The organism is Kitasatospora sp. NPDC023385 (assembly GCF_055664045.1).
In genome coordinates, this window is record NZ_JBVOOL010000008.1 from 102,972 (window position 1) to 124,416 (window position 21,445).

Here is a 21,445-nt window from a genome sequence, read left to right on the forward strand (position 1 = left end):
ATGAGCGACACGCGCCCGACCCACCGATCCGACGAGCGCCCGGAGGGCGGTGCGGAGCACGTGTCGTTCATGAACATCCCCGGCTCCCCGGTGGAGACCAGGCGGCAGATGCTGGTCAAGGTCGCCTGGATGCTGCTGTGGATGCTCTACCTGGCCTACCCGGCGGGCGACCTGCTGAACGGCGGCCACAGCCCGGCCGGGCGGGCGTTCGGCTGGTTCTGCCTGGTGGGCTTCATGGCGGCCTACGTCCTGCTGGTGATCTTCCGCTCGCAGACCGGGATGCGGCCCCGGGCCTGCCAGGCGATCGTCGCGACGATGGTCGTGCTCGCGGTCGCCGCCTCCTTCGTCCTGGGCGCCGCGTTCCTGACCCTGTTCATCTACACCTCCGTGTGCGTCGCCATCATCACGCCGGTGCACTACGCGGTGCGGGCGCTCGCCGCGGTGGCCGTACTGACCGGCGGGACCGGCCTGCTGGTCCACGCCGGCTCCGACAACATCGCCACCTTCGCGCTCAGCGCCTTCCTCTCCGGCCTCGCGATGACCGGCCTGCAGCGGCTGGTCGCCACCATGAAGGAACTGCGCGAGGCCCGGGCCGCCGTCGCCCACCTGGCCGCCTCCGAGGAACGGCTCCGGCTCGCCCGCGACCTGCACGACCTGCTCGGGCACTCGCTGTCGCTGATCACCCTCAAGAGCGAACTGGCCGGGCGGTTCATGGACGCCGGCAAGGACGAGGCCGCGCGGGCCCAGGTCGCCGACATCGAACAGGTCGCCCGGCAGTCGCTGATCGACGTCCGGGAGGCCGTGACCGGCTTCCGCCGCCCCACCCTGCCGGTCGAACTCGCCGCCGCCCGCACCGCCCTCGCGGCCGCCCAGGTCCGGCTGGAGGCCGCGCCGGAACTGGCGGACACCTGGCCGGGCCTGGCCAACGAGGAAGCGGGCGCACTGGCCTGGGCGCTGCGCGAGGCCGTCACCAACATCGTCCGGCACGGCGAGGGTGCCACCGTCTGCACGGTGACGGCCGACGAGAGCTGGGAGGCGAACGGCGAGCGCTACGCCGTCCTGGAGATCGCCGACGACGGGCGCGGGCCGGGCAAGTCCCAGCCGGGGAACGGGCTCTCCGGGCTGGACGAGCGGCTGGCGCTGGTCGGCGGGCGGCTGGAGAGCGGGCCGGGGGAGCGGGGGAAGGGCTTCCGGATGCGCGCCTCGGTGCCGTTGCGGACGCTGTCCGGCCCGGGCTCTGCGGCGGCGGCCGTGCCGGGCGCGGTGCCGGGGTCTGTCCCGGGGTCTGCGCCGGCCGAGAACGCCGCGCCCGGTGCGAACGAGTCCTAGGCGGCGGGCAGTTCCCGGCCGACGAGCTCCCCGTCGCCGTCCCGGATGACGTGGAACCGGCGGGTGCCGTCGGTCCGGTCGGCGGCCTGGTGCTCGGCCATCGTCCGTACGGCGGCGCGGAAGTCCGGGTCCTGGACGAGTTCGCCCGGTTCGACCCAGGCCTCGACCGGCTCCGGCCGTGTCTCGTCGGGCAGTTCGGGCATGGCGGAGAGCCTCACGGTGACGAACTCGGGGTTGGCGTCCAGGCCGCCGAAGGTCTGCGTCCATGGGCACCCTGTGCGGTTTCCCCCTGCCGGAGACTCAAGCCCGTTGCCCTCTAAGGTCGTGGCCATGAGTGACACAGACAACGGGGCCTCGATCCGCGTACTGCTGGCCGAGGATCAGGGGATGGTCCGGGAGGCGCTGGCCGCGCTGCTCGGGCTGGAGGGGGACATCGACGTCGTCGCGCAGGTCGGGCGCGGGGACGAGGTGGTGGCGGCGGTGCTGGCGAACGACGTGCGGGTCGCCGTGCTGGACATCGAGATGCCGGGGATGACGGGCATCGAGGCGGCCGCCGAACTGCGCCGGCAGGCGCCGCGCACCAAGGTGGTCATCGCGACGACCTTCGGCCGCCCCGGCTACCTGCGCCGGGCGATGGAGTCGGGCGCGGACGCGTTCCTGGTGAAGGACGCGCCCGCCGCCGAGCTGGCCGAGGCGATCCGCCGGGTGCTGCGCGGCGAGCGGGTGATCGATCCGGCGCTGGCGGCGGCCGCGCTGGCCGAGGGCGCCAACCCGCTGACCCCGCGCGAGCGGGACGTCCTGGGTGCGGCCGCGGACGGCGCCGTGAACGCGGACATCGCCAGGCGGCTGCACCTGTCCGAGGGGACGGTCCGCAACTACCTGTCGATGGCGATCCAGAAGACGGACGCCCGCAACCGCACCGAGGCGGTCCGGATCGCCCGGGAGAAGGGCTGGCTGTAGGGGGGCGCTAGTTGAGCCGGTGCCGTGCCGCCCGTGCCTCCTGGCGGACCTTGGCGGCGCCGTCCGGGTCGAAGGCGTCGAGGATCTCCGCGTACGCGTCCATCTCGGCCGAGCCGCCGAGGAAGTCGCCGGTGCGGACGAGGAGTTCGGCTCGTTCGAGGCGGAGCTGGGCCGGGTGTCGGGGCAGCAGCAGGGCGAGTTCGGTGGCCCAGAGCTGGGTGCGGGCGTGCTCGGGGCGGTCGGCGGCCCAGGCGCGGATGTTGCCGAGCACCCGCAGGACGATGTCCAGGGGCTGGGCCGGGGTGAGCATGGCGGGCGTGAAGTCGTGCCCGGTGGCGGCGAGCAGGCCCTGGACGTCCTCCGGGTCGAGCAGCCGCCCGCCGTGGAACGGGTCGGCCAGGACGTAGTCCTCGCCGCCCGCCGGGCCGCCGACGGCGACGATGAAGTGGCCGGGCAGGGCGATGCCGTGGACGGGGAGCCCGGCCCGCCGCCCGACGGCCGTCCACACCAGCGAGAGCATGATGGGCAGCCCGCGCCGCCGCCGCAGCACCTCGGGCAGCAGTGAAGACTCCAGCCGTTTGTAGTCCGCCTGCCGCCCGTGGAAGCGTTCCCGCCCGCCGAGGACGGCCGCGAGCAGGGCGGCGGTCTCCTCCGGCCCGGCGGGGGCGCGTTCCGCGACGGCCAGCCGGACGGCGGCCGCGTGCCGTTCCAGTGCGGCCTCGCAGGCGGCGAGCAGGGCGTCCGCGCCCGGGGGCTCGCCGGGGTCGCCCGGGTCGAGCGCCGGGCCGTGTTCGGCGGCGGCGAGCACGCACAGCAGCACCGGGTCGGGCTGCTCGGCGCGCGCGGCGGTCCGGAAGCGGTCTCTGCTCTGCTCGGTCACGGTGACGGCGACGGCTTTCGTACGGCGGACGGACGAGATGGTGGAACGGGCGGGGCGGGGCGGTGGACGGCACGACCGACCGACCGAGCTCCGGGCGGGCAATTGGGACAAGCGGGGCAAAACGACCTGACTGCTACCCCTGGGGAAGAAGGGCGTAGTGGTAAGTGTGACTGGTCGTGAAGCCGAGTCCGTCATAGAGCGCGATCGCCCCCGCGTTCTCCGCCTCCACCTGCAGGTATCCGCCGGTCGCCCCCTCCTCGGCCGCGCGCGAGGCGAGCACCGCCATGACCGTCGTCCCCAGCCCGGCCCGCCGGGCGTACGGGTGGACCTCGATCGCACCGAAGCAGGCCCAGGAGCCCTCGATGACGCAGCGTCCGATCGCGAGCGGCGGCTGCCCGGGCGCGCCTGGCACGGTGGCGAACCAGACCGACGGCCCGCCGTGCAGCACCTGCCGCGCCGCCTCCTCGACCGCCGGGTCGCCGCTCACCCGCCGGTACGCCGACAGCCACGCGGCGTCGGCCGTCCGGGCGAGCCGCACCCGGTCGTGTCCGGTGCCGGCCCGGGCGAGTCCGGCCAGCGGGGCGGTGCGGACGAGGGTGGGCGCGTACCCGGCGCCCAGCCGGTCGAGCTCGGCGACGAGCCGGTCCGGCGAGCCCGGGGAGACCACCTCGACGTAGGCGGGCAGCCCGCGCGCCGCGTACCAGGCGCGGACGGCCGCCAGCGCCTGCGGCAGCGGTACCCCCGGGTCTCCGAGTGCCTGGACGGAGTTGGCCCGCCGGGTGAACCCGGCCGCGGCGCGCAGCGTCCACTCGCCGAGCGGCTCCTGCTCCACGGCCGGCCAGCCGCGCCCCGCGATCCGCTGCAGGCCGACCGGCGTGACGACCGGCAGGGGGGCGCGCCGAGCGGGGAACAGCGGCACGACCTTGCCCGCGACCAGCAGCTTCTCCGGCACGTGGACCGGATCACCGGACCGGGGCACGACCGTCAACCCATGATCGTCCCACGATGTGAGCACGCCGATCGAATCCCGGAAGACCGGGCGGTCGTCCACGAACTCCGACAGGCGCCGGACCGACACGCGTCGTCCCACGTCAGAGCGATCTATCCGGACCTCCGGACGGTCCCCGACCGGGTTGCCCGTCGTCATCCGGCCACCTCCTGTGCATTTGCGGTCTCCGACCCGCGATACTAGGGGCGGGCATCGACGACGCCGCGCTCACCGCGCACGCGAGCAGAACAGAACGGGCCACCAGGCCCTTCCGAGGAGGAACGACAGCGTGACCTACGTCATCGCGCAGCCTTGTGTCGACGTGAAGGACAAGGCGTGCATCGAAGAGTGCCCGGTTGACTGCATCTACGAGGGCGAGCGATCGCTCTACATCCACCCGGATGAGTGTGTCGACTGTGGCGCTTGTGAGCCGGTCTGCCCGGTCGAGGCGATCTTCTACGAGGACGACACTCCGGAGGAGTGGAAGGACTACTACAAGGCGAACGTCGAGTTCTTCGACGACCTGGGTTCGCCCGGTGGCGCCTCGAAGCTGGGCCTGATCGAGCGTGACCACCCGTTCATCGCCGCTCTGCCGCCGCAGAACGCCGACCACTGACGATCGGTGGCAACGAAGCTGTGAGCACCGACAGCACGCGCGCGCCGTTCCCGGGCCACCCGGGGGCGGCGCGCCGCCAGGGCGACCGGGGCAGGCTGTCCGACCTCCTGCCGGTCTTCCCCTGGGACAAGCTGGAACCGTACAAGGCGACCGCCCTGGCCCATCCGGGCGGCCTCTGCGACTTCTCCGTGGGCACCCCGGTCGACCCGGTCCCCGAGGTGATCCAGAAGGCGCTGGCCGCGCACTCCGACACCCCCGGCTACCCGACCGTGTGGGGCACGCTGGAGCTGCGCGAGGCGATCGCCGGCTGGCTGCGGCGGCGCGTCGGCGCCGAGATCGGCCCGCAGGCCGTGCTGCCGACCGTCGGCTCCAAGGAGCTGGTGGCCTGGCTGCCGACCCAGCTCGGCCTCGGCCCCGGCGACCAGGTCGCCTACCCGCGCCTGGCCTACCCGACCTACGAGGTGGGCGCCCGCCTGTGCGGCGCCGAGCCGGTCGAGTACGACTCGGTGCACGAGCTGGACGGCTCCCGGGTGCGCCTGCTCTGGGTGAACTCGCCGTCCAACCCGACCGGCCGGGTGCTGGCCGCGGACGAGCTGCGCCGTGCCGTCGAGTGGGCCCGGGAGCACCGGGCGCTGCTGGTCAGCGACGAGTGCTACCTGGAGCTGGGCTGGGAGGCGGAGCCGGTCTCCGTCCTCGACCCGCAGGTGTGCGGGGGCGGCCACGAGGGCCTGTTGGCCGTCCAGTCGCTCTCCAAGCGCTCCAACCTGGCCGGCTACCGGGCCTCGTTCGTCGCGGGCGACCCGGTGGTGGTCAGGGAGCTGCTGGAGGTGCGCAAGCACGGCGGCATGATCGTGCCCGCGCCCGTCCAGGCGGCGACCGTCGCCGCGCTCGCGGACGACGCGCACGTGGCCGAGCAGCGCGCGCGGTACGCGGCCCGGCGCTCGGCGCTGCGGGCGGCGCTGGAGGCGTACGGCTTCCGGGTCGAGCACTCCGAGGCGAGCCTCTACCTGTGGGCGACCCAGGACCGGCCGTGCTGGGAGAGCGTGGCCGAACTGGCACGGCTGGGCATCCTGGTGGCGCCCGGCGACTTCTACGGGCCGGCCGGCGAGCGCTTCGTCCGGGTCGCGTTCACCGCGACCGACGAGCGGGTCGCGGCGGCCGTGGAGCGGCTGAACGCCGCGCGCTGACCCAACCGACGAAGGGGCCGGTGTTCCGTTCTCGGAACACCGGCCCCTTCGCTTGTCAGGGCTCCGGCACGCGGACCACGGCACGTCTGCCACCGCATGCCGATCACTGCACGCCGGTCACCGCAGGCCGATCGCGGCCCGCGGTGACCGGCCCGCGGACTACAGCGGCAGGCCGCTGATGTTGCCGCCGTTGACGCCGCTCAGCAGCCCGCCGACCGGGCCGAGCGCGCCGGTGAGGCCGGACAGCGGGTTGTTCGGGCCGAGGTCGGCGCCGCCGAGGCGGTTGGCCGAACCGTGCTCGGCCAGCCCCAGGGCGTCCGTGCCGGGCAGGCCGGCCGGCAGGGCGTGCTCGACCGAGCCGAGCGGCAGGGCGCGCTCGACGGAGCCCAGCGGCAGCGCGTCGGTGACGGCGTTGGTGCCGGGGACGGCGCCGGAGAGCTTGTCGGCGCCCGGCAGCGTCTTGGCGACGGAGCCCGCCTGGGCGAGTCCGCCGACCGGGCTGGCGCCGGCGTTGGCACTGCGGGTGCCCATGCCCTTGCCGGTGACGGTCTCGCCGAGCTTGCCGGCCAGCGCCGAGGCGACCTTCGGGGTGACGGCCGAGAGCTGGCCGGTGGTGGCGGCGGTCTGGTCGACCGGGGCGGTCAGCGAGCTCGCCTTCTCGTTCGCCTCGGGGAGCTGCTGGGCGACGATGTTGCCGGCGGCGTCGGCGGAGGCCGGTACGCCTGCGGCGACGGTGGCCGCGCCGGTGGTGCCGGCGGCCTGGCCGAGCTGGTGGGTGGTGTGCTGGAGGGTGGAACCGGTGTCGGTGTTGGTGAGCTGGCCCAGCGGTGCCGCGAGGTCGCTCTTGGGCAGCAGGGCGTCACCGCCCAGGGCGAACGCGGAGCCGGCCGCGACCAGCGGGGTCGCTCCGGCGGCCACGACGAGCGCGGCCTGGGCGATCCGGCGCGTGAGGGGGTGAGACATGGGGCTCCTCGAAGGGGTCTGGGTCCGTCCCGTCCGCCCATGGGACCGGGCGTGGACGACCGGGCGGACGACGTTGTTACCGCTTGAGAAGCCAGAAGGTTTCGGCCGGTGCAAGGAAAGTGCCTGACCGACGATCGGATCGTACGACTGCAGGAATGGCCTTCGCCGGGCCGCTCGGACGTCGCCGGACCGGCCCCGGTCAAGGGAAGTGACGGTTCTCCGTCCCACCTCGCCGGCCCCGGTGTCCGGTCCACCGGGGTTGACCGGAATCACCCGTCCGGCGGCAACCCGAACGCCTGTGCGTCAACTCTTGCCGGATGGCGCCACGGTGACCAGGACGAGCTTGGTCGAGGTGCCCGAGGTCTGCGGCTGCCAGCCGTCCTCGGACTTGCCCTTGCGCCAGATCTTCCCGTCGTAGGCGACCGTCGCGATGCCCAGCTGCTGGGCCTGGGCGACCGCCCAGTGGGCCACCTCCCAGCCGCTGGCCCGCTCGGCGCTCACCCCGCCGTCCGCGCCGGAGTCCGCCGAGGAGGTCAGTGCGGCGGCGGCCGGGTCCGGGGTCAGCGAGACGGCGTTCTCGGCGCCCTTGATGGACGAGGCGTAGCCGGTGGCCGGGGTGACGGTGCGGCCGAAGTCCCGGCGCACCCGGTCGGCCAGCACCTGGGTCCGGTCCGGCGCCGCGGCCGGGGCGGACGCACCCGCGGCGGGGGCGCCCGCGGCCGGCGAACCGGCGGTCGGCGAGGCGGAGTCCGCCGGGTCCGGCTTGGCGTAGTCGTGCACGATGCACGAGAACGAGGCGGGCTCCCGGCCGGCCAGCGCCGACGTGAGCAGCGTCGCCTTGGTCTCGTGCTTGGCGTAGGCCTGCGGATAGCCGCTCTTCTGCACCGCCTGGGCGGCGTCGGTCAGCGGCAGCCGGGTGTAGCCGGGGACCTTGACCAGGCCGTCCAGGAACTTGTTGGTCGCGTACACCGGGTCCGCGATCTGGTCCGGGGTGCCCCAGCCCATCGAGGGGCGCTGCTGGAACAGGCCGATCGAGTCCCGGTCGCCGCCCGCGAGGTTGCGCAGCTTGGACTCCTGCATCGCGGTCGCCAGCGAGATCGCGGTGGCCCGGTCCGGCAGCCCGCGCGAGCGCGCCACCGCGGCGATCGTCGCGGCGTTGGCGGCCTGCGGGACCTCCAGGGTGCCGTTGCCGGCCGCGGTCTTCACCGAACAGCCCTCGGACTCGCCCGGCTTGAAGCCGAACCACCAGATGCCCACCACGGCCAGTCCGGCGACCAGCGCCAGGCCCAGCAGCCCCACGATCACCAACAGCAGGGCGCGCAGCGGCCCGCGGCGGCGGGCGGGCGCCGCCTCGTCGCCCAGCTCGTCGCTGCTCCTTCTCCTGGCCACCGTCGCCCCTCTCGCACCTGCACCTTGATCCGACACCGTACCCACTCGGACGGGTGTGCGGCGCCGCCGGTTGCCGTCGGCCACCCGTTCACCTCCGTCCGGAGGCCCCCGCGGACGCCCCACTGGACGCCCCACCGGAGGCCCCACTGGAGGCCCACCGCGCGGACTAGGCTGGCGCCATGAGCAGCCCGAACCCGACGCCCCTGGACCTCACTCTCGACGGCGGCGCGCTGACCGCCCGACTCGTCGACTTCCCCTCGGTGAGCGGCGACGAGCAGGCGCTCGCCGACGCCGTGGAGGCCGCCCTGCGCGGCTACCCGCACCTCACGGTGGACCGGTACGGCAACAACGTGGTCGCCCGCACCCACCTGGGCCGAGCCGAGCGGGTCCTCCTGGCCGGTCACCTGGACACCGTACCGATCGCCGACAACCTGCCCTCGTACGTCGAGGGCGACCTGCTCTACGGCTGCGGCACCTCGGACATGAAGTCCGGCGTGGCCGTCCAGCTGCGGCTCGCCGCCACCCTGCCCGAGCCCAACCGCGACCTCACCTTCGTGTTCTACGACTGCGAGGAGGTGGAGGCCCACCGCAACGGCCTCGGCCACCTCGCCAAGGACCGCCCGGAGTGGCTGGCCGCCGACTTCGCGGTGCTCATGGAACCCAGCGGCGGCATGGTCGAGGGCGGCTGCCAGGGCACCCTGCGGGCGCAGGTCCGGCTCACCGGCGTGCGCGCCCACGCGGCCCGCAGCTGGCTCGGCGACAACGCCATCCACCACGCCGCCGAGGTGCTCACCCGGCTCGCGGACTACCGGCCGCGCCGGGTGGAGATCGACGGTCTGGAGTACCGCGAGGGCCTGAACGCGGTCCGGATCGACGGCGGCGTGGCCGGCAACGTGATCCCGGACGAGTGCGTCGTCACGGTCAACTTCCGCTACGCGCCGGACCGCAGCGAGGCCGAGGCGGAGAAGCACGTGCGCGAGGTCTTCGACGGCTTCGAGCTGACCGTCACCGACTTCGCCGCGGGCGCCCTGCCCGGCCTCGCCCAGCCCGCCGCGCAGGCCTTCCTGGCGGCCACCGGTGGCCAGGCCCGGGCCAAGTTCGGCTGGACGGACGTCGCCCGGTTCAGCGCGCTGGGCGTCCCGGCGGTCAACTACGGCCCGGGCGACCCGAACCTCGCGCACAAGCGGGAGGAGCACTGCTCGCTGAGCGCCATCACCGAGACCGAGGAGCGGCTGCGCGCCTGGCTGACCGGCTGAGCCCCCGGTCGGGCACCGTCGATCGGGCGCTGATCCGGTCAACCGTCGAACGCCACCTTCCGGTTGCCCAACCGACCTTCCCCCGTTGCCTGAAAACGGGGGAGGGCGGGCGTAGGGTTTCGTCATGACAGGCACAGGAGACGAAAAGCACTACGGACACGGCCCCGAGCAGGTCGGCGTGCCGCGGAAGCGGAAGGCCTGGCCCGAGAAGCAGAAGGGCCCGGTGCTGGTGCGCCGGGACCAGGTCGGCACGAGCACCACGGACCAGCGCCTGCTGGACACCACCGGCCCCACCGACTGGCTGCACACCGACCCGTGGCGGGTGCTGCGGATCACCTCCGAGTTCGTCGAGGGCTTCGGCGCCCTCGCCGAACTCCCGCCCGCGATCAGCGTCTTCGGCTCCGCCAGGACCCCGGCCGACTCACCCGAGTACGAGGCCGGCGTGACCATCGGCCGGGCCCTCGCCGAGGCCGGCTACGCGGTGATCACCGGCGGCGGCCCGGGCGCGATGGAGGCCGCCAACCGCGGCGCCTCCGAGGCCGGCGGCCTCAGCGTCGGACTCGGCATCGAGCTGCCCTTCGAGCAGGGCCTCAACGAGTTCGTCGACCTCGGGCTGAACTTCCGTTACTTCTTCGTCCGCAAGACGATGTTCGTGAAGTACGCGCAGGGCTTCGTGGTCCTGCCCGGCGGCCTCGGCACCCTGGACGAGCTGTTCGAGGCGCTCACCCTGGTGCAGACGAAGAAGGTCACCCGCTTCCCGGTGATCCTCTACGGCACCGCGTACTGGGGCGGCCTGTTCGAGTGGCTGAAGAACACCCTCGTCGCGCAGGGCAAGGCGGCCCCGCACGACCTGGAGCTGTTCCACATCACCGACGAGGTCGACGAGGTCATGAAGATCCTCGCCGACGCCCGCCGGCCCGGCAACGAGATCTAGCGCCGCGGCGTCACGCCAGCCCCCGGCGGGCGACCGCCGGGGGGCGGGTGCCCCGGATCGAGGCGACCATGTCCAGCACCTCCCGGGTCTGCGCGACCTGGTGCGCCCGGTAGACCCGCGCACCCAGCCAGGCCGAGACCGCCGTGGTCGCCAGCGTGCCGAGCAGCCGCTCGTCCACCGGCTTGTCCAGGGTCTCGCCGACGAAGTCCTTGTTGGAGAGCGAGACCAGCACCGGGAAGCCGGTCGCCGTCATCTCCGGCAGCCGCCGGGTCGCCTCCAGCGAGTGCCGGGTGTTCTTGCCGAAGTCGTGCCCCGGGTCGATGATCACGGCGTCCCGCGGCACGCCCAGCTCCACCGCGCGCTCGGCCAGGCCCACGGTGACCCGCAGGATGTCCGCCATCACGTCCGGGTACCCGGTCCGGTGCGGGCGGGTCCTCGGCTCGACGCCTCCCGCGTGGGTGCAGACCAGCCCGACGCGGTGCCGGGCGGCCACCTCGGCGAGCTTAGGGTCCACCCCGCCCCAGGCGTCGTTCAGCAGGTCCGCGCCGGCCTCGCAGACCGCCTCGCCGACCTCGTGCCGCCAGGTGTCCACGCTGATCACCGCCTCGGGGTGGCGCTTGCGCAGCTCGGCCACGAAGGGCACGGTGCGCCGCAGTTCCTCCTCGACCGAGACCTCGTCGCCGGGCCCGGCCTTCACCCCGCCGATGTCCAGGATCGCCGCACCCTCGGCCATCGCCCGGTCGGCGGCGGCGAACGCGGCCTCGTCGGCGAAGGTCGCGCCCCGGTCGAAGAACGAGTCCGGAGTCCGGTTGACGATCGCCATGATCACCAGCTCGTCGTCACCGAATTCCCGCGGTCCCAGGCGCAGTGCCACCGATGTCTCCTCCAGAGCTCCTGCGGGTGCGATGATGGCCCCCGGCCTCACTTGGGGACCATGCTGTCATGATCAGTCTGGTTCCCCGGCACTTCGACGAGGACCGTCCGGGAGTTCGGGAGGACAGCTCGTGTTCTGGGTGATCGTGGTCGCCATGGCCGTGGTGGTCGGCGGCGCCGCCCTGGTGGCGCTCGGCGGAGGCGGCTCGATGCCGGAGGCGGTACCCGACCGCCTGTCCGCGCGGCTGCCGCAGGACCGCCCGCTGGGCAAGGCGGACGTGGACGAGCTGCGCCTGCCGATGGCACTGCGCGGCTACCGGATGGACGAGGTGGACGACGTCCTCGACCGCCTCGGCGCCGAACTCGCCTACCGCGACGCGCGGATCGCCGAGTTGGAGGCCGCCGCCCACCTGCGCGGCGCGGTCGAGGCGACCGCCGGCCCCGACCCGGCGGCCGAACCGCTGCCCGGCCTGGAGGAGTTCGCCAAGGTGGTCGAGCCGGCCGTCGCGCTCACCAAGCCGCAGGCCGAGGAGCCAGCCCGCGCGCCCGAGGACGCCAGGCCGGCGGCGGACCAGTGACCGTGCTCGCCGTCGGTGCGGTGCTCGGCGCGGACGGACGGCGCCGCTGCGCCTGGGGCGACTCCACCGACGACTACCGCGTCTACCACGACACCGAGTGGGGCCGTCCGGTCCACGGCGACGACGCGCTGTTCGAGCGGGTCTGCCTGGAGGCCTTCCAGTCCGGGCTGTCCTGGCTCACCATCCTGCGCCGCCGCGAGGGCTTCCGGGCCGCGTTCGCCGGCTTCGAGATCGCCAAGGTCGCCGAGTTCGGCGAGGCGGAGAAGGAGCGGCTGCTCGCCGACCCCGGCATCATCCGCAACCGGGCCAAGATCGAGGCGGCGGTCGCCAACGCGCGGGCCGCCCGCGACCTCGCGGGCGGACTGGACGGGCTGATCTGGGGATTCGCCCCGGAGCCGGGCCGGCCGGCCCCCCGCACGCTGAGCGAGGTGCCGGCCATCACGCCCGAGTCGACGGCGCTGGCGAAGGCGCTGAAGGCGGCGGGCTTCCGCTTCGTCGGCCCGACCACCGCCTACGCCCTGATGCAGGCCTGCGGGCTGGTGGACGACCACCTGGCGGACTGCCACGTCCGCACCGGCGAGCGCGGTTAGCGGCCCACGTACTTCGGCTTCTCCTTGGCGATGAAGGCGCGCACCGCGATGCGGTGGTCCTCGCTCTCCCCGGCCAGGGTCTGCAGCTCGTCCTCCTGGTCGAGGAGTTCGTCCAGCGAGTGCGAGGCGCCGTACGCCAGCGAGGCCTTGATGGCGCCGTACGCGACCGTCGGGCCCGCAGCCAGCTCGCGGGCGAAGTCCCGTGCGGTGGTGGCGAGTTCCTCGGCCGGCACCACCTTGGTGGCCAGGCCCAGCTCCATCGCCTCGGCGGCCTTCACCGTCCGGGGCAGCATCAGCAGTTCGGTGGCCCTGGCGTGCCCGACCAGCCGGGGCAGCGTCCAGGACGCTCCGGAGTCGGCGGTCAGGGCGATCCCGGCGAAGGCGGTGTTGAAGCCGGCCCGGTCGGACAGGATCCGGAAGTCGCAGGCGAAGGCGAGCGAGGCGCCCGCGCCGGCCGCCACCCCGCCGACGGCGGCGACGGTCGGCTTGCGCATCCCGGCCAGCGCCCGGGTCAGCGGGTTGTAGTGCTCGGCGACGGTCCGCAGCGCGCCCTCGCCGGTCTCCTCGGCCCGCTTCAGCAGCGCCAGGTGCTCGTTGAGGTCCTGCCCGACGCAGAACGCGCGCTCGCCGGCCCCGGTCAGCAGCACGGCCCGCACCGCCGGATCCTCGGCCGCGGCGACCACGGTGTCGCGCAGCGCGACCTTGGTGGCGACGTCGAGGGCGTTCATCGCCTCCGGACGGTTGATGGTGATGACGGCCAGGCCGCCGTCCAGCTCGTACAGCACGGAATCGGACATCGGTGAGGGCTCCCCGGGTGATCGTCGCGGTGTCGGTGTCGTGTGCCAGGATGCCGGAGCACAGGGTGGCCTGGGGAGTGTGAGGTATCGCACCTTCCGCCGGAGCCCGCACCGTCGCCACGCCGGGGCTTATGCCATGAATTACGGCGGTTGGGGGCGGTCCGGCCGAGGTTGCACCGAGAGTGATGTTGGTCATCAGCCCGTGGCATGCGGGATAATGGCTTCCGATCAATGCGTTCGATACCGGCGGTGGACGGACTTCCGGTGCGTAGCTGAGCGGTTGCAGGAAGGGGAACGAGCATGGCGGCCATGAAGCCGCGGACGGGTGACGGCCCGCTCGAAGTCACCAAAGAGGGGCGGGGCATCATCATGCGCGTTCCGCTCGAAGGCGGCGGACGCCTCGTGGTGGAGCTCACGCCTGACGAGGCCGACGCCCTCGGCGAGGCCCTGAAGAAGGCCTGCGGCTGACCGCAGTAGGTGTGCTCGCCATCTCCTGGAGATGCGCCGCCGGGCCCGGGTTCGACGTCATGTCGGCCCGGGTCCGTGCGTTTTCCGGCGGCGGGTTCGAGGGCGGCCCGGGCGTCCGGCGCCCCGTCCGGCGGGCTAGTGGCGCTTGACGGCGCAGAGCAGCCCGTCCGAGACCGGGAGCAGCGCCGGCAGCAGGGACTCGCTCTCCCGGACGTCCCGGACCAGGTCCCGCACCGCGCCGGTCTGCGGATCCTGCAGCTCCGGCTCGGCCAGCCGGCCCTCCTGGAAGACCCCCTCGAAGCAGACCATCCCGCCCGGCCGCAGCAGCCGCAGCGACTCCAGCAGGTACTCGCGGGACTCGGCCGGATCGCCGTCGCAGAACACCAGGTCGTACTGGCCGTCGGCGAGCCGGGGCAGCACGTCCAGCGCCCGGCCCGGTATGAACCGGGAGCGGTTGGCGGCGAAGCCGGCCGCGTGGTACGCCTCGCGGGCCAGCTGCTGGCGCACCGGCTCCGCGTCGACCGTGGTGAGCACGCCGTCCGGCCGCATCCCGCGCAGCAGGTAGACCCCGGAGACCCCGGTGCCGGTGCCGATCTCGGCCACCGCCTTGGCGTCCAGGGCGGCCGCGAGCAGCCGCAGGCAGGCCCCGCCGCTCGGCCCGATCGCGCGTATGCCGGTTCGCGCGGACTGGGCCCGGGCGTAGGTGAGCACCGCGTCCTCGCTCACGAAGGTGTCGGCGAGGGCCGCGTGCGCGGGCCCGAACTCGCTGATGGCTGCCTCTTTCGGAGCCCCGGGTGGCGGCCCGGTGCCGGGGGATGTCGATATTTCCTGGCACAGATTACTGGCCTGCCGGGAACCGCGTACGGCGGCGGGCCGTTGTCATGACGGACCGGGTACGGGAGAGCTCCCGGGCACTTTTATCCGGGCTTGACGGGTGAGGTGGATATGGTGGTGGCCCTGCTGGGCAGAAGAGCCGACCGAGGAGGTGTGGCCGAGGGCGACGTCCCCGTGCGGCGGCACTTCCGCGGCACCGCGTCGGCCCGTACGCCGAAGCCCGTGATGAACCAGCCTGCGCACTCCGACCTGGACCAGCCCGCCGCCCGGACGCCGGCCGCGGGCGCCACCGAGGCCCCCGCCCTCGCGACCTTCACCGAAGGCCCCGACGCGCAGACCTGGACTCCGCCCACCTGGGAGGAGATCGTCGAGGCGCACAGCGCCCGCGTCTACCGGCTCGCCTACCGCCTGACGGGCAACCAGCACGACGCCGAGGACCTCACCCAGGAGGTCTTCGTCCGGGTGTTCCGTTCGCTGTCCACCTACACCCCCGGCACGTTCGAGGGCTGGCTGCACCGGATCACCACCAATCTGTTCCTGGACATGGTCCGCCGCCGCCAGCGCATCCGCTTCGACGCGCTCGGCGAGGACGCGGCCGAGCGGCTCCCCTCGCGGGAGCCCAGCCCGGCGCAGCACTTCAGCGACACCCACTTCGACGCCGACGTCCAGCAGGCGCTGGACACCCTCGCCCCGGAGTTCCGCGCCGCCGTGGTGCTCTGCGACATCGAGGGCCTGTCGTACGAGGAGATCGCCGCCACGCTGGGCGTCAAGCTCGGCACCGTCCGCAGCCGCATCCACCGCGGCCGCTCCCACCTGCGCGCCGCGCTCAAGCACCGCGCCCCCGGCTCGGCCCCCGGCCGGGAGCGCCGCGGCGGCTCGGAGGAGCCGGTGGCGGTCGGCGTCGGGGCGGTCGAGGCCGCGGTCGCGCCCGGTGGGCGCGGACGGAGGCGGTCGTGAGCGGAACCAGCCGGTCCGGCTCGGACCGGTCGGACTCGTCCGGCCGGTCCCTGTCCCGGCGGAGCTGGGCCCTGCCGGGGCGCCGCGGCACCGGCGAACCCGGTGAGCCCGTGCTGCCCGCGCTGGCGCTCCCCGCCGACACGGAGATGCGCGCGCTGCCCGTACGGGCCGCCGAGCCCGCCGCCGAGGAGCACCACCTCGGCGAGCGCCTGTCCGCCTTCCTGGACGGCGAACTCGGCCACGACTCGCGCGACCGCGTCCAGGCCCACCTGGCGACCTGTCCGCAGTGCCTCGCCGAGGTCGACGAGGGCCGCAGCGTCAAGCACCTGCTGACCCGTACCGGCACGCCCGCCCCGTCCTCCGCGCTGATGGCGCGGCTGATGGCCGTCGGCACCCTCCCCGAGGACGGCCCGGCGGACGGCGGCCGGCCCGCCGGGCGCGGGCGCCGCGAGGACGACGACGACCTGCCCGGCGGCGGGATCGCGGCCACCGGCACGTTCGGCGCCAGCCGGCTCACCGGCGGCTCCTTCGGCCGCGGCGCCGGGGCCTCCTTCGGCGCGGGCGCGCTCGGCGCCGACACCCCCGTACCCGGGGTCGACCCGCGTGCCTTCGGCCGCGGCGCGGTGCTGCGGCCGCTGATGGGCCGGCGCTCCGCCGGCCCCGAGGCCGCCGCCGGAGCGGACGGCGGCGCCCGTCCGCAGTCCTCGGCGGCCGCCGTCCGCCCGCCCGCGCGCGGGCGCCGCCTGGTCTTCGCCGCCGCCGGCGCCTTCTCCGTCGCCGCGGTCACGCTCGGCAGTGTCGGCGGGCTCACCGCGCAGGGCGAGGACCGCCACGGCACGACGGTCAGCCCGGCCGGTGGCAACGCCGGCACCGGCCGCGGCGGCGGCCTGGTCCCGATGACGGCGCAGGTCCCGGTGGACTTCCCGGGCCGCCCGGTCGCCGCGACCCGCGAGGCGTCCACGCCGTCGTCCCCGGACCGCTACCCCGGCGGCGTCGCCGCACTTCGCCAGCAGACCCGCTAGAGCGGCCCTGGAGGGGCCCCGGCACCCAGGCCCCACCCAGGCCCCACTCAGGTCCCGGCGGTTGCGGCGGGTTCCGGCCACCGGTAGGTCTTTACCACGGCTTCATCCCAGCGTGGGCCAGGGACTCGCCGGTGGCCATTACCCTGTAGGAACCGTCGTCCGGCGAGCTAGGGAGCAAAGGTGTTCAGCGACGTAGGTGGGCTGGAGCTCCTGACCCTGATCGTGATGGCGATCATCATCTTCGGCCCGGAGAAGCTCCCCAAGCTGATCCAGGACACCATGGGCTTCATCCGGAAGATCCGCGCTTTCGCCGACAACGCGAAGGAGGACATCCGCAGTGAACTCGGCCCCGAGTTCCAGGACTTCGAGTTCGAGGACCTCAACCCCAAGAACTTCGTCCGCAAGCAGCTCATGGGCGGCCAGGAGGACCCGCTGGGCTTCAAGGAGATGAAGGACTCGCTGGACATCCGGTCAGTCCTGGACGACAAGCCCGCGGCCCCGGTGAACGGCCGCAGCGTCAGCTTCGAGAAGCCGGGCCCGGCGCCCGCCTCCGCCGGCGCCCCGCTGGCGGCCGGCGAGCGGCCCCCGTTCGACCCCGACGCCACCTGAACCGCCGGCCGGCACGACGCCCTGCCGTACGCCACCGCCCCGCCCGGCCGCCCGGCTGAGCGGGGCGGTGGCGTGTGCGCCGCTATTGTGCTGATTGTTCCCGCTGAGCCGTCCGTCACATTCCGCGCCGTCGCGGACCAGGAACGGCTCCCGGGAACGCCGCGGTACGCCACCATGGGAGCGCGCCACGACAGGCAAACGTGTGTTTGAGGAGGCCCGGGGATGGACGCGACGAGTCAGGCGGGAGGGGCGACGGCCACGGCCGGCGGCCCGGTGGTCGGGGGGCAGGCCGCCCCGGCGGACCCGCTGGTGCCCTACCTGTCCGCCGACTTCCGCTGGTACGGGCTGGACGAGGGCTGGACCGGCCGCCGCTACCTGATGCAGGCCGGCGCCGGCCTGCGGGCCGCGGGCACCATCGACTACGGCTCGCTCGGCCACGGCGACGAGCCGGCCAAGCAGTACGAGCCGCGCGACATGCGCAAGTTCGCGGCCGTGGTCACCATGGCCCGCCGGGACAGCCGCCGCAGCGCCGACAACACCGGCACCCTGGAGGCGACCTCCGCCTCCTCCGCCGCCTGGCTGGCCGGCTCCGGACTGCTCGCCGCGACCTGGCCGGGCCAGCTGGACCGCACGCTGCGCCAGGACTGGCTGGACCAGCAGAGCAGCCTCGCCTGGGACCTCGCCGACGACCTGGCCGGCCCCGGCTGGTCCACCCTGAGCCTGCCGGTCAACGGCCTGCCGCAGCCCTTCCGCTACCGCGAGTCCGAGTACGGCTGGGTGCTGGCGGGCGAGGCCCCCGGCGTCCTGCTGGGCGCCTACGGCCGGGGCGTCAGCGCCTACGGCGTCGGCTTCTCGACCGTTCAGGACCTGGCCGACTACACCCGGCCGTAGCGCCCGCGGCGACGACGGAGGGGCCGGGCGGTGCGGACTGCACCACCCGGCCCCTCCGTCGGCTACCGGCTCAGAACTTGTTCCTGGGCGTCAGCCCGAGCGACATCCCGGACAGCCCGCGCCGGCGGCCGCCGAGCTTGCCGGCCACCGCGCGCAGGGCGGCGCCGGCCGGGGAGTCGGGCGCGGCGAGCACGACCGGGCGGCCGTCGTCGCCGCCCTCGCGCAGCCGTACGTCGATCGGGATCGAGCCGAGCACCGGGACGGTCGCGCCGACCGTGCGGGTGAGCGCGTCGGCGACGGTCTGGCCGCCGCCGGTGCCGAAGACGTCGATCATCTCGTCGCAGTGCGGGCACGGCATGCCGGACATGTTCTCGATCACGCCGACGATCTTCTGGTGGGTCTGCACCGCGATCGTGCCGGCCCGCTCGGCGACCTCGGCGGCGGCCATCTGCGGGGTGGTGACGATCAGGATCTCGGCGTTCGGCACGAGCTGCGCGACCGAGATCGCGATGTCGCCGGTGCCGGGCGGCAGGTCCAGCAGCAGGACGTCCAGGTCGCCCCAGTACACGTCGGCCAGGAACTGCTGGAGCGCGCGGTGCAGCATCGGGCCGCGCCAGACCACCGGGGCGTTGCCCGGGGTGAACATGCCGATCGAGATGACCTTCACGCCGTTCGCCTGCGGCGGCATGATCATGTCCTGGACCTGGGTGGGCCGGCCCTCGACGCCCAGCATGCGCGGCACGCTGTGGCCGTAGATGTCGGCGTCCACCACGGCGACCTTCAGGCCGTCGGCGGCCATCGCGGCCGCCAGGTTGACCGTCACCGAGGACTTGCCGACGCCGCCCTTGCCGGAGGCGACGGCGTAGACGCGGGTCAGCGTGCCGGGCTTGGCGAACGGGATCTCCCGCTCGGGGGCGCCGCCGCGCAGCAGCTGGGAGAGTTCCTTGCGCTGCTCGTCGCTCATCACGTCGAGCTCGACCTCGACGCCGCTCACGCCGGGGACCTTCCCGACCGCCTCGCGGACCCGGGTGGTGATGGTGTCGCGCATCGGGCAGCCGGAGACGGTCAGGTAGACCGCGACGCGCACCGCGCCGCCCTCGGCGATCTCGACCGATTTCACCATGCCGATGTCGGTGATCGGGCGGTTGATCTCCGGGTCGTTGACGGTCGCCAGTGCCTCGCGTACGGACTCCTCCGTGACGCCGACCGCGACCTCTGTCTCGTTGGCCATGCCTTGATGGTACGGCGCCGGACGAACCGGGTGACCGGGCGGTGGCGTGCCGCGGGTCACAGCGGTTCGGGGGCCTCCCGGCGCTCCTCGATCTCCCTGAGCAGGGACTGCAGTTCGGAGCGGATGAAGTCCCTCGTGGCGACCTCGCCGAGCCCGTGCCGCAGGGCCGCGACCTCGCGGGTCAGGTACTCGGTGTCCGCGATGTTGCGGTCGCTGCGGGCCCGGTCCTGCTCCATGTTGACGCGGTCCCGGTTGTCCTGGCGGTTCTGCGCCAGCAGGATCAGCGGGGCCGCGTAGGAGGCCTGCAGCGACAGCGCCAGGGTCAGGAAGATGAACGGGTACTTGTCGAAGCGCACCGCCGCCGGCAGGAGCGTGTTCCACCCGATCCAGATGACGACCACCACCGTCATCCAGACGATGAACCGCCCGGTGCCGAGGAAGCGGGCGATCCGCTCGGACAGGACGCCGAAGGCCTCCGGGTCGTAGGAGGGCAGCGACAGCAGGCCGGGCCGCGCGGTGCGCGGCTGGTCGAGCCGGGTGCGGCCGGTGCCCGTGATCGGGGCGGTCTCCACGCGCCGTTCCCGGTTGCCCTCGCGGGTGCGCAGCTCGCGCAGCCGGCGCAGCTGCCGCAGCTCGCCCTGCAGGCGGCGGCGCGCGGGGTCGTCGGGCCGGCCGTTGCGGTCACCGTCCACCGGTCACCCCTTCCGTCTCGTCGTGCCGGGCGTCGTCGTCGTGGGCGTGCAGCGCGGCGTCGCGCCAGTCGTCCGGCAGCAGGTGGTCGAGCACGTCGTCGACGGTCACCGCGCCGAGCAGGTGGTCCGCCTCGTCCACGACCGGCGCGGCGACCAGGTTGTACGTCGCCAGGTAGCTGGTGATCAGCGTCAGCGGGGTGTCCGGCGGCAGCGGGTCCAGGTCGTCGTCCACCAGCGAGCCGACCAGGACGTACGGAGGCTCGCGCAGCAGCCGCTGGAAGTGCACGGTGCCCAGGTAGCGGCCGGTCGGGGTCTCGTTGGGCGGGCGGCAGACGAAGACCTGCGCGGCGAGGGCGGGCTTGTGGTCGCTGACCCGGACCCGGGCCAGCGCCTCGGCGACCGTCGCGTCCGGCTCCAGGACGACCGGCTCGGTGGTCATCAGGCCGCCGGCGGTGTCCTCCTCGTACGACAGCAGGCGGCGCACCGGTGCGGCCTCGTCCGGCTCCATCAGCTGGAGCAGCCGCTCCGCCTCCTCGCCGGGCAGTTCGGAGAGCAGGTCGGCGGCGTCGTCCGGGTCCATCGCCTCCAGGACGTCGGCGGCGCGCTCCTCCTGGAGCTTGCCGATGATCTCGACCTGGTCGTCCTCGGGCAGCTCCTCCAGGACGTCGGCCAGCCGCTCGTCGTCCAGGGCGGCGGCCACCTCGGCGCGGCGCTTGGCGGACAGGTGGTGCATCACGCTGGCGAGGTCGGCGGGCCGCAGCTGTTCGAAGGTGGCGAGCAGGTTGGCGGCGCCCTGGTCCTGCTCGGGCAGCGAGAAGCCGGTGACGTCCTGCCAGTCCAGGGTCAGCCGCTCGCCCTTGGCCTTGCGCAGCCGGCCGGCCCGGCCGACCTGCACGAAGACCTTGCTGATCTCCCACTCGCGCAGCCGGGTCTGCACCATGCCGACGTCCAGCACGGTGACGTCCTCGCCGGTCTTGGACCAGGTGACGGTGCGGTCCAGCAGCTCGCCGAGGACCAGGGTCTCGGACGGGCGCTGTTCGAAGCGGCGCAGGTTGATCACGCCGGTGGTGAGCACCTGGCCCGACTCCAGGCTGGTGACCCGGGTCATCGGCAGGAAGATCCGACGCCGGCCGACCACCTCGACCACCAGGCCGAGCACGCGCGGCGGGCGGCCGCCGAGCCGCAGCGAGACGACCACGTCCCGGACCCGTCCGACCTGGTCGCCGTTCGGGTCGAAGACCGCGATGGCGGAGAGGTGGGAGATGAAGACCCGGGTGCCTGGTCCGGCCATGGACTCCCTCGACTCGCTCGACGCCGTGCGTGGTGCCGGGGCGCACCCGCGGCCAAGGCTACCCGCTGGTGCGGAGCCCGGCCCGACGAGGGCACGGTAGCGGCCGCGGG

24 protein-coding genes are annotated in these 21,445 nt (G+C 74.0%); 13 read left to right on the forward strand and 11 right to left on the reverse strand.

Translation table 11 applies throughout. The features are described 5' to 3' along the window. Positions 1-1,329 (forward strand): sensor histidine kinase, encoded by a 1,329-nt coding sequence (locus AC0B61_RS15260; RefSeq protein WP_471741135.1) that lies wholly within the window; start codon positions 1-3, stop codon positions 1,327-1,329. Here AC0B61_RS15260 and AC0B61_RS15265 read toward each other — a convergent pair. Further along, positions 1,326-1,532, reverse strand: coding sequence for a hypothetical protein (locus AC0B61_RS15265; protein WP_471741136.1), 207 nt, complete (start codon positions 1,530-1,532; stop codon positions 1,326-1,328). The genes AC0B61_RS15260 and AC0B61_RS15265 overlap by 4 nt on opposite strands. 127 nt (positions 1,533-1,659) lie before the next feature. Here AC0B61_RS15265 and AC0B61_RS15270 point away from each other — a divergent pair, with 127 nt between their 5' ends. Beyond that, the gene (locus tag AC0B61_RS15270; protein WP_471741137.1) at positions 1,660-2,289 is read left to right on the forward strand and encodes a response regulator; all 630 of its coding nucleotides are present in this window, start codon (positions 1,660-1,662) and stop codon (positions 2,287-2,289) included. A 7-nt stretch (positions 2,290-2,296) separates the two neighbouring features. Here AC0B61_RS15270 and AC0B61_RS15275 read toward each other — a convergent pair whose 3' ends face one another. After that, complete coding sequence (locus tag AC0B61_RS15275) at positions 2,297-3,169, reverse strand: transglutaminase family protein (protein WP_471741138.1); 873 nt, start codon at positions 3,167-3,169, stop codon at positions 2,297-2,299. A gap of 133 nt (positions 3,170-3,302) precedes the next feature. Then, entirely contained in the window at positions 3,303-4,316 is a 1,014-nt protein-coding gene (locus tag AC0B61_RS15280) for a GNAT family N-acetyltransferase (RefSeq protein WP_471741139.1), read from the reverse strand. 130 nt (positions 4,317-4,446) lie between these two features. On the opposite strand from AC0B61_RS15280, the gene fdxA reads away from it, so the two are divergent. Both fdxA and dapC read left to right on the forward strand, forming a co-directional pair. Then, on the forward strand, positions 4,447-4,773 hold the full coding sequence (gene fdxA, locus AC0B61_RS15285; RefSeq protein ID WP_030061559.1) for a ferredoxin: 327 nt from the start codon (positions 4,447-4,449) through the stop codon (positions 4,771-4,773). Between the two features lie 95 nt (positions 4,774-4,868). Further along, entirely contained in the window at positions 4,869-5,960 is a 1,092-nt protein-coding gene (dapC, locus tag AC0B61_RS15290) for a succinyldiaminopimelate transaminase (protein WP_471741276.1), read from the forward strand. Between the two features lie 159 nt (positions 5,961-6,119). Here dapC and AC0B61_RS15295 read toward each other — a convergent pair whose 3' ends face one another. Together AC0B61_RS15295 and AC0B61_RS15300 are read right to left on the reverse strand one after the other, a co-directional pair. After that, positions 6,120-6,923, reverse strand: coding sequence for a hypothetical protein (locus AC0B61_RS15295; protein WP_471741140.1), 804 nt, complete (start codon positions 6,921-6,923; stop codon positions 6,120-6,122). A gap of 303 nt (positions 6,924-7,226) precedes the next feature. Further along, positions 7,227-8,312 (reverse strand): VldE C-terminal domain-containing protein, encoded by a 1,086-nt coding sequence (locus AC0B61_RS15300; RefSeq protein ID WP_471741141.1) that lies wholly within the window; start codon positions 8,310-8,312, stop codon positions 7,227-7,229. Between the two features lie 179 nt (positions 8,313-8,491). Here AC0B61_RS15300 and dapE point away from each other — a divergent pair, with 179 nt between their 5' ends. Together dapE and AC0B61_RS15310 are read left to right on the forward strand one after the other, a co-directional pair. Next, positions 8,492-9,568, forward strand: a complete 1,077-nt coding sequence (gene dapE, locus AC0B61_RS15305; protein WP_471741142.1) for a succinyl-diaminopimelate desuccinylase — start codon at positions 8,492-8,494, stop codon at positions 9,566-9,568. 124 nt (positions 9,569-9,692) lie between these two features. Then, positions 9,693-10,502, forward strand: a complete 810-nt coding sequence (locus AC0B61_RS15310; protein ID WP_471741143.1) for an LOG family protein — start codon at positions 9,693-9,695, stop codon at positions 10,500-10,502. Between the two features lie 10 nt (positions 10,503-10,512). Here AC0B61_RS15310 and folP read toward each other — a convergent pair whose 3' ends face one another. Next, positions 10,513-11,325 carry a dihydropteroate synthase gene (folP, locus tag AC0B61_RS15315; RefSeq protein WP_471741277.1) on the reverse strand — a complete coding sequence of 271 codons (813 nt, stop codon included), beginning with the start codon at positions 11,323-11,325 and terminating at the stop codon, positions 10,513-10,515. Between the two features lie 181 nt (positions 11,326-11,506). On the opposite strand from folP, the gene AC0B61_RS15320 reads away from it, so the two are divergent. Continuing rightward, entirely contained in the window at positions 11,507-11,953 is a 447-nt protein-coding gene (locus tag AC0B61_RS15320) for a DivIVA domain-containing protein (RefSeq protein WP_471741144.1), read from the forward strand. Then, on the forward strand, positions 11,950-12,543 hold the full coding sequence (locus AC0B61_RS15325) for a DNA-3-methyladenine glycosylase I (protein ID WP_471741145.1): 594 nt from the start codon (positions 11,950-11,952) through the stop codon (positions 12,541-12,543). The genes AC0B61_RS15320 and AC0B61_RS15325 overlap by 4 nt, the downstream gene beginning before the upstream one ends. Here the strand turns inward: AC0B61_RS15325 and AC0B61_RS15330 are convergent. Continuing rightward, positions 12,540-13,340: an enoyl-CoA hydratase-related protein gene (locus tag AC0B61_RS15330; RefSeq protein WP_471741146.1), complete on the reverse strand. Its 801-nt coding sequence runs from the start codon at positions 13,338-13,340 to the stop codon at positions 12,540-12,542. The genes AC0B61_RS15325 and AC0B61_RS15330 overlap by 4 nt on opposite strands. A 300-nt stretch (positions 13,341-13,640) precedes the next feature. On the opposite strand from AC0B61_RS15330, the gene AC0B61_RS15335 reads away from it, so the two are divergent. Next, entirely contained in the window at positions 13,641-13,808 is a 168-nt protein-coding gene (locus AC0B61_RS15335) for a DUF3117 domain-containing protein (RefSeq protein ID WP_014137929.1), read from the forward strand. A gap of 135 nt (positions 13,809-13,943) precedes the next feature. Here AC0B61_RS15335 and AC0B61_RS15340 read toward each other — a convergent pair whose 3' ends face one another. Beyond that, positions 13,944-14,579, reverse strand: coding sequence for an O-methyltransferase (locus AC0B61_RS15340; RefSeq protein ID WP_471741278.1), 636 nt, complete (start codon positions 14,577-14,579; stop codon positions 13,944-13,946). Between the two features lie 288 nt (positions 14,580-14,867). On the opposite strand from AC0B61_RS15340, the gene sigE reads away from it, so the two are divergent. The 4 genes from sigE to AC0B61_RS15360 all read left to right on the forward strand — a co-directional run bounded on the left by sigE (position 14,868) and on the right by AC0B61_RS15360 (position 18,121). Further along, entirely contained in the window at positions 14,868-15,599 is a 732-nt protein-coding gene (sigE, locus tag AC0B61_RS15345; protein ID WP_471741279.1) for an RNA polymerase sigma factor SigE, read from the forward strand. Beyond that, entirely contained in the window at positions 15,596-16,621 is a 1,026-nt protein-coding gene (locus AC0B61_RS15350; protein WP_471741147.1) for a zf-HC2 domain-containing protein, read from the forward strand. The genes sigE and AC0B61_RS15350 overlap by 4 nt, the downstream gene beginning before the upstream one ends. Positions 16,622-16,801: 180 nt before the next feature. Further along, positions 16,802-17,230, forward strand: a complete 429-nt coding sequence (locus AC0B61_RS15355; protein WP_471741148.1) for a sec-independent translocase — start codon at positions 16,802-16,804, stop codon at positions 17,228-17,230. 222 nt (positions 17,231-17,452) lie between these two features. Then, positions 17,453-18,121, forward strand: a complete 669-nt coding sequence (locus AC0B61_RS15360; protein WP_471741149.1) for a hypothetical protein — start codon at positions 17,453-17,455, stop codon at positions 18,119-18,121. A gap of 70 nt (positions 18,122-18,191) precedes the next feature. Here the strand turns inward: AC0B61_RS15360 and AC0B61_RS15365 are convergent, their stop codons facing one another. The 3 genes from AC0B61_RS15365 to AC0B61_RS15375 are packed head-to-tail and all read right to left on the reverse strand — an operon-like array spanning position 18,192 to position 21,335. After that, complete coding sequence (locus AC0B61_RS15365) at positions 18,192-19,352, reverse strand: Mrp/NBP35 family ATP-binding protein (protein WP_471741150.1); 1,161 nt, start codon at positions 19,350-19,352, stop codon at positions 18,192-18,194. A gap of 56 nt (positions 19,353-19,408) precedes the next feature. Continuing rightward, entirely contained in the window at positions 19,409-19,984 is a 576-nt protein-coding gene (locus AC0B61_RS15370) for a DUF1003 domain-containing protein (RefSeq protein ID WP_471741280.1), read from the reverse strand. Between the two features lie 49 nt (positions 19,985-20,033). Continuing rightward, on the reverse strand, positions 20,034-21,335 hold the full coding sequence (locus AC0B61_RS15375; RefSeq protein WP_471741151.1) for a magnesium transporter MgtE N-terminal domain-containing protein: 1,302 nt from the start codon (positions 21,333-21,335) through the stop codon (positions 20,034-20,036). Positions 21,336-21,445: the final 110 nt, after the last annotated feature.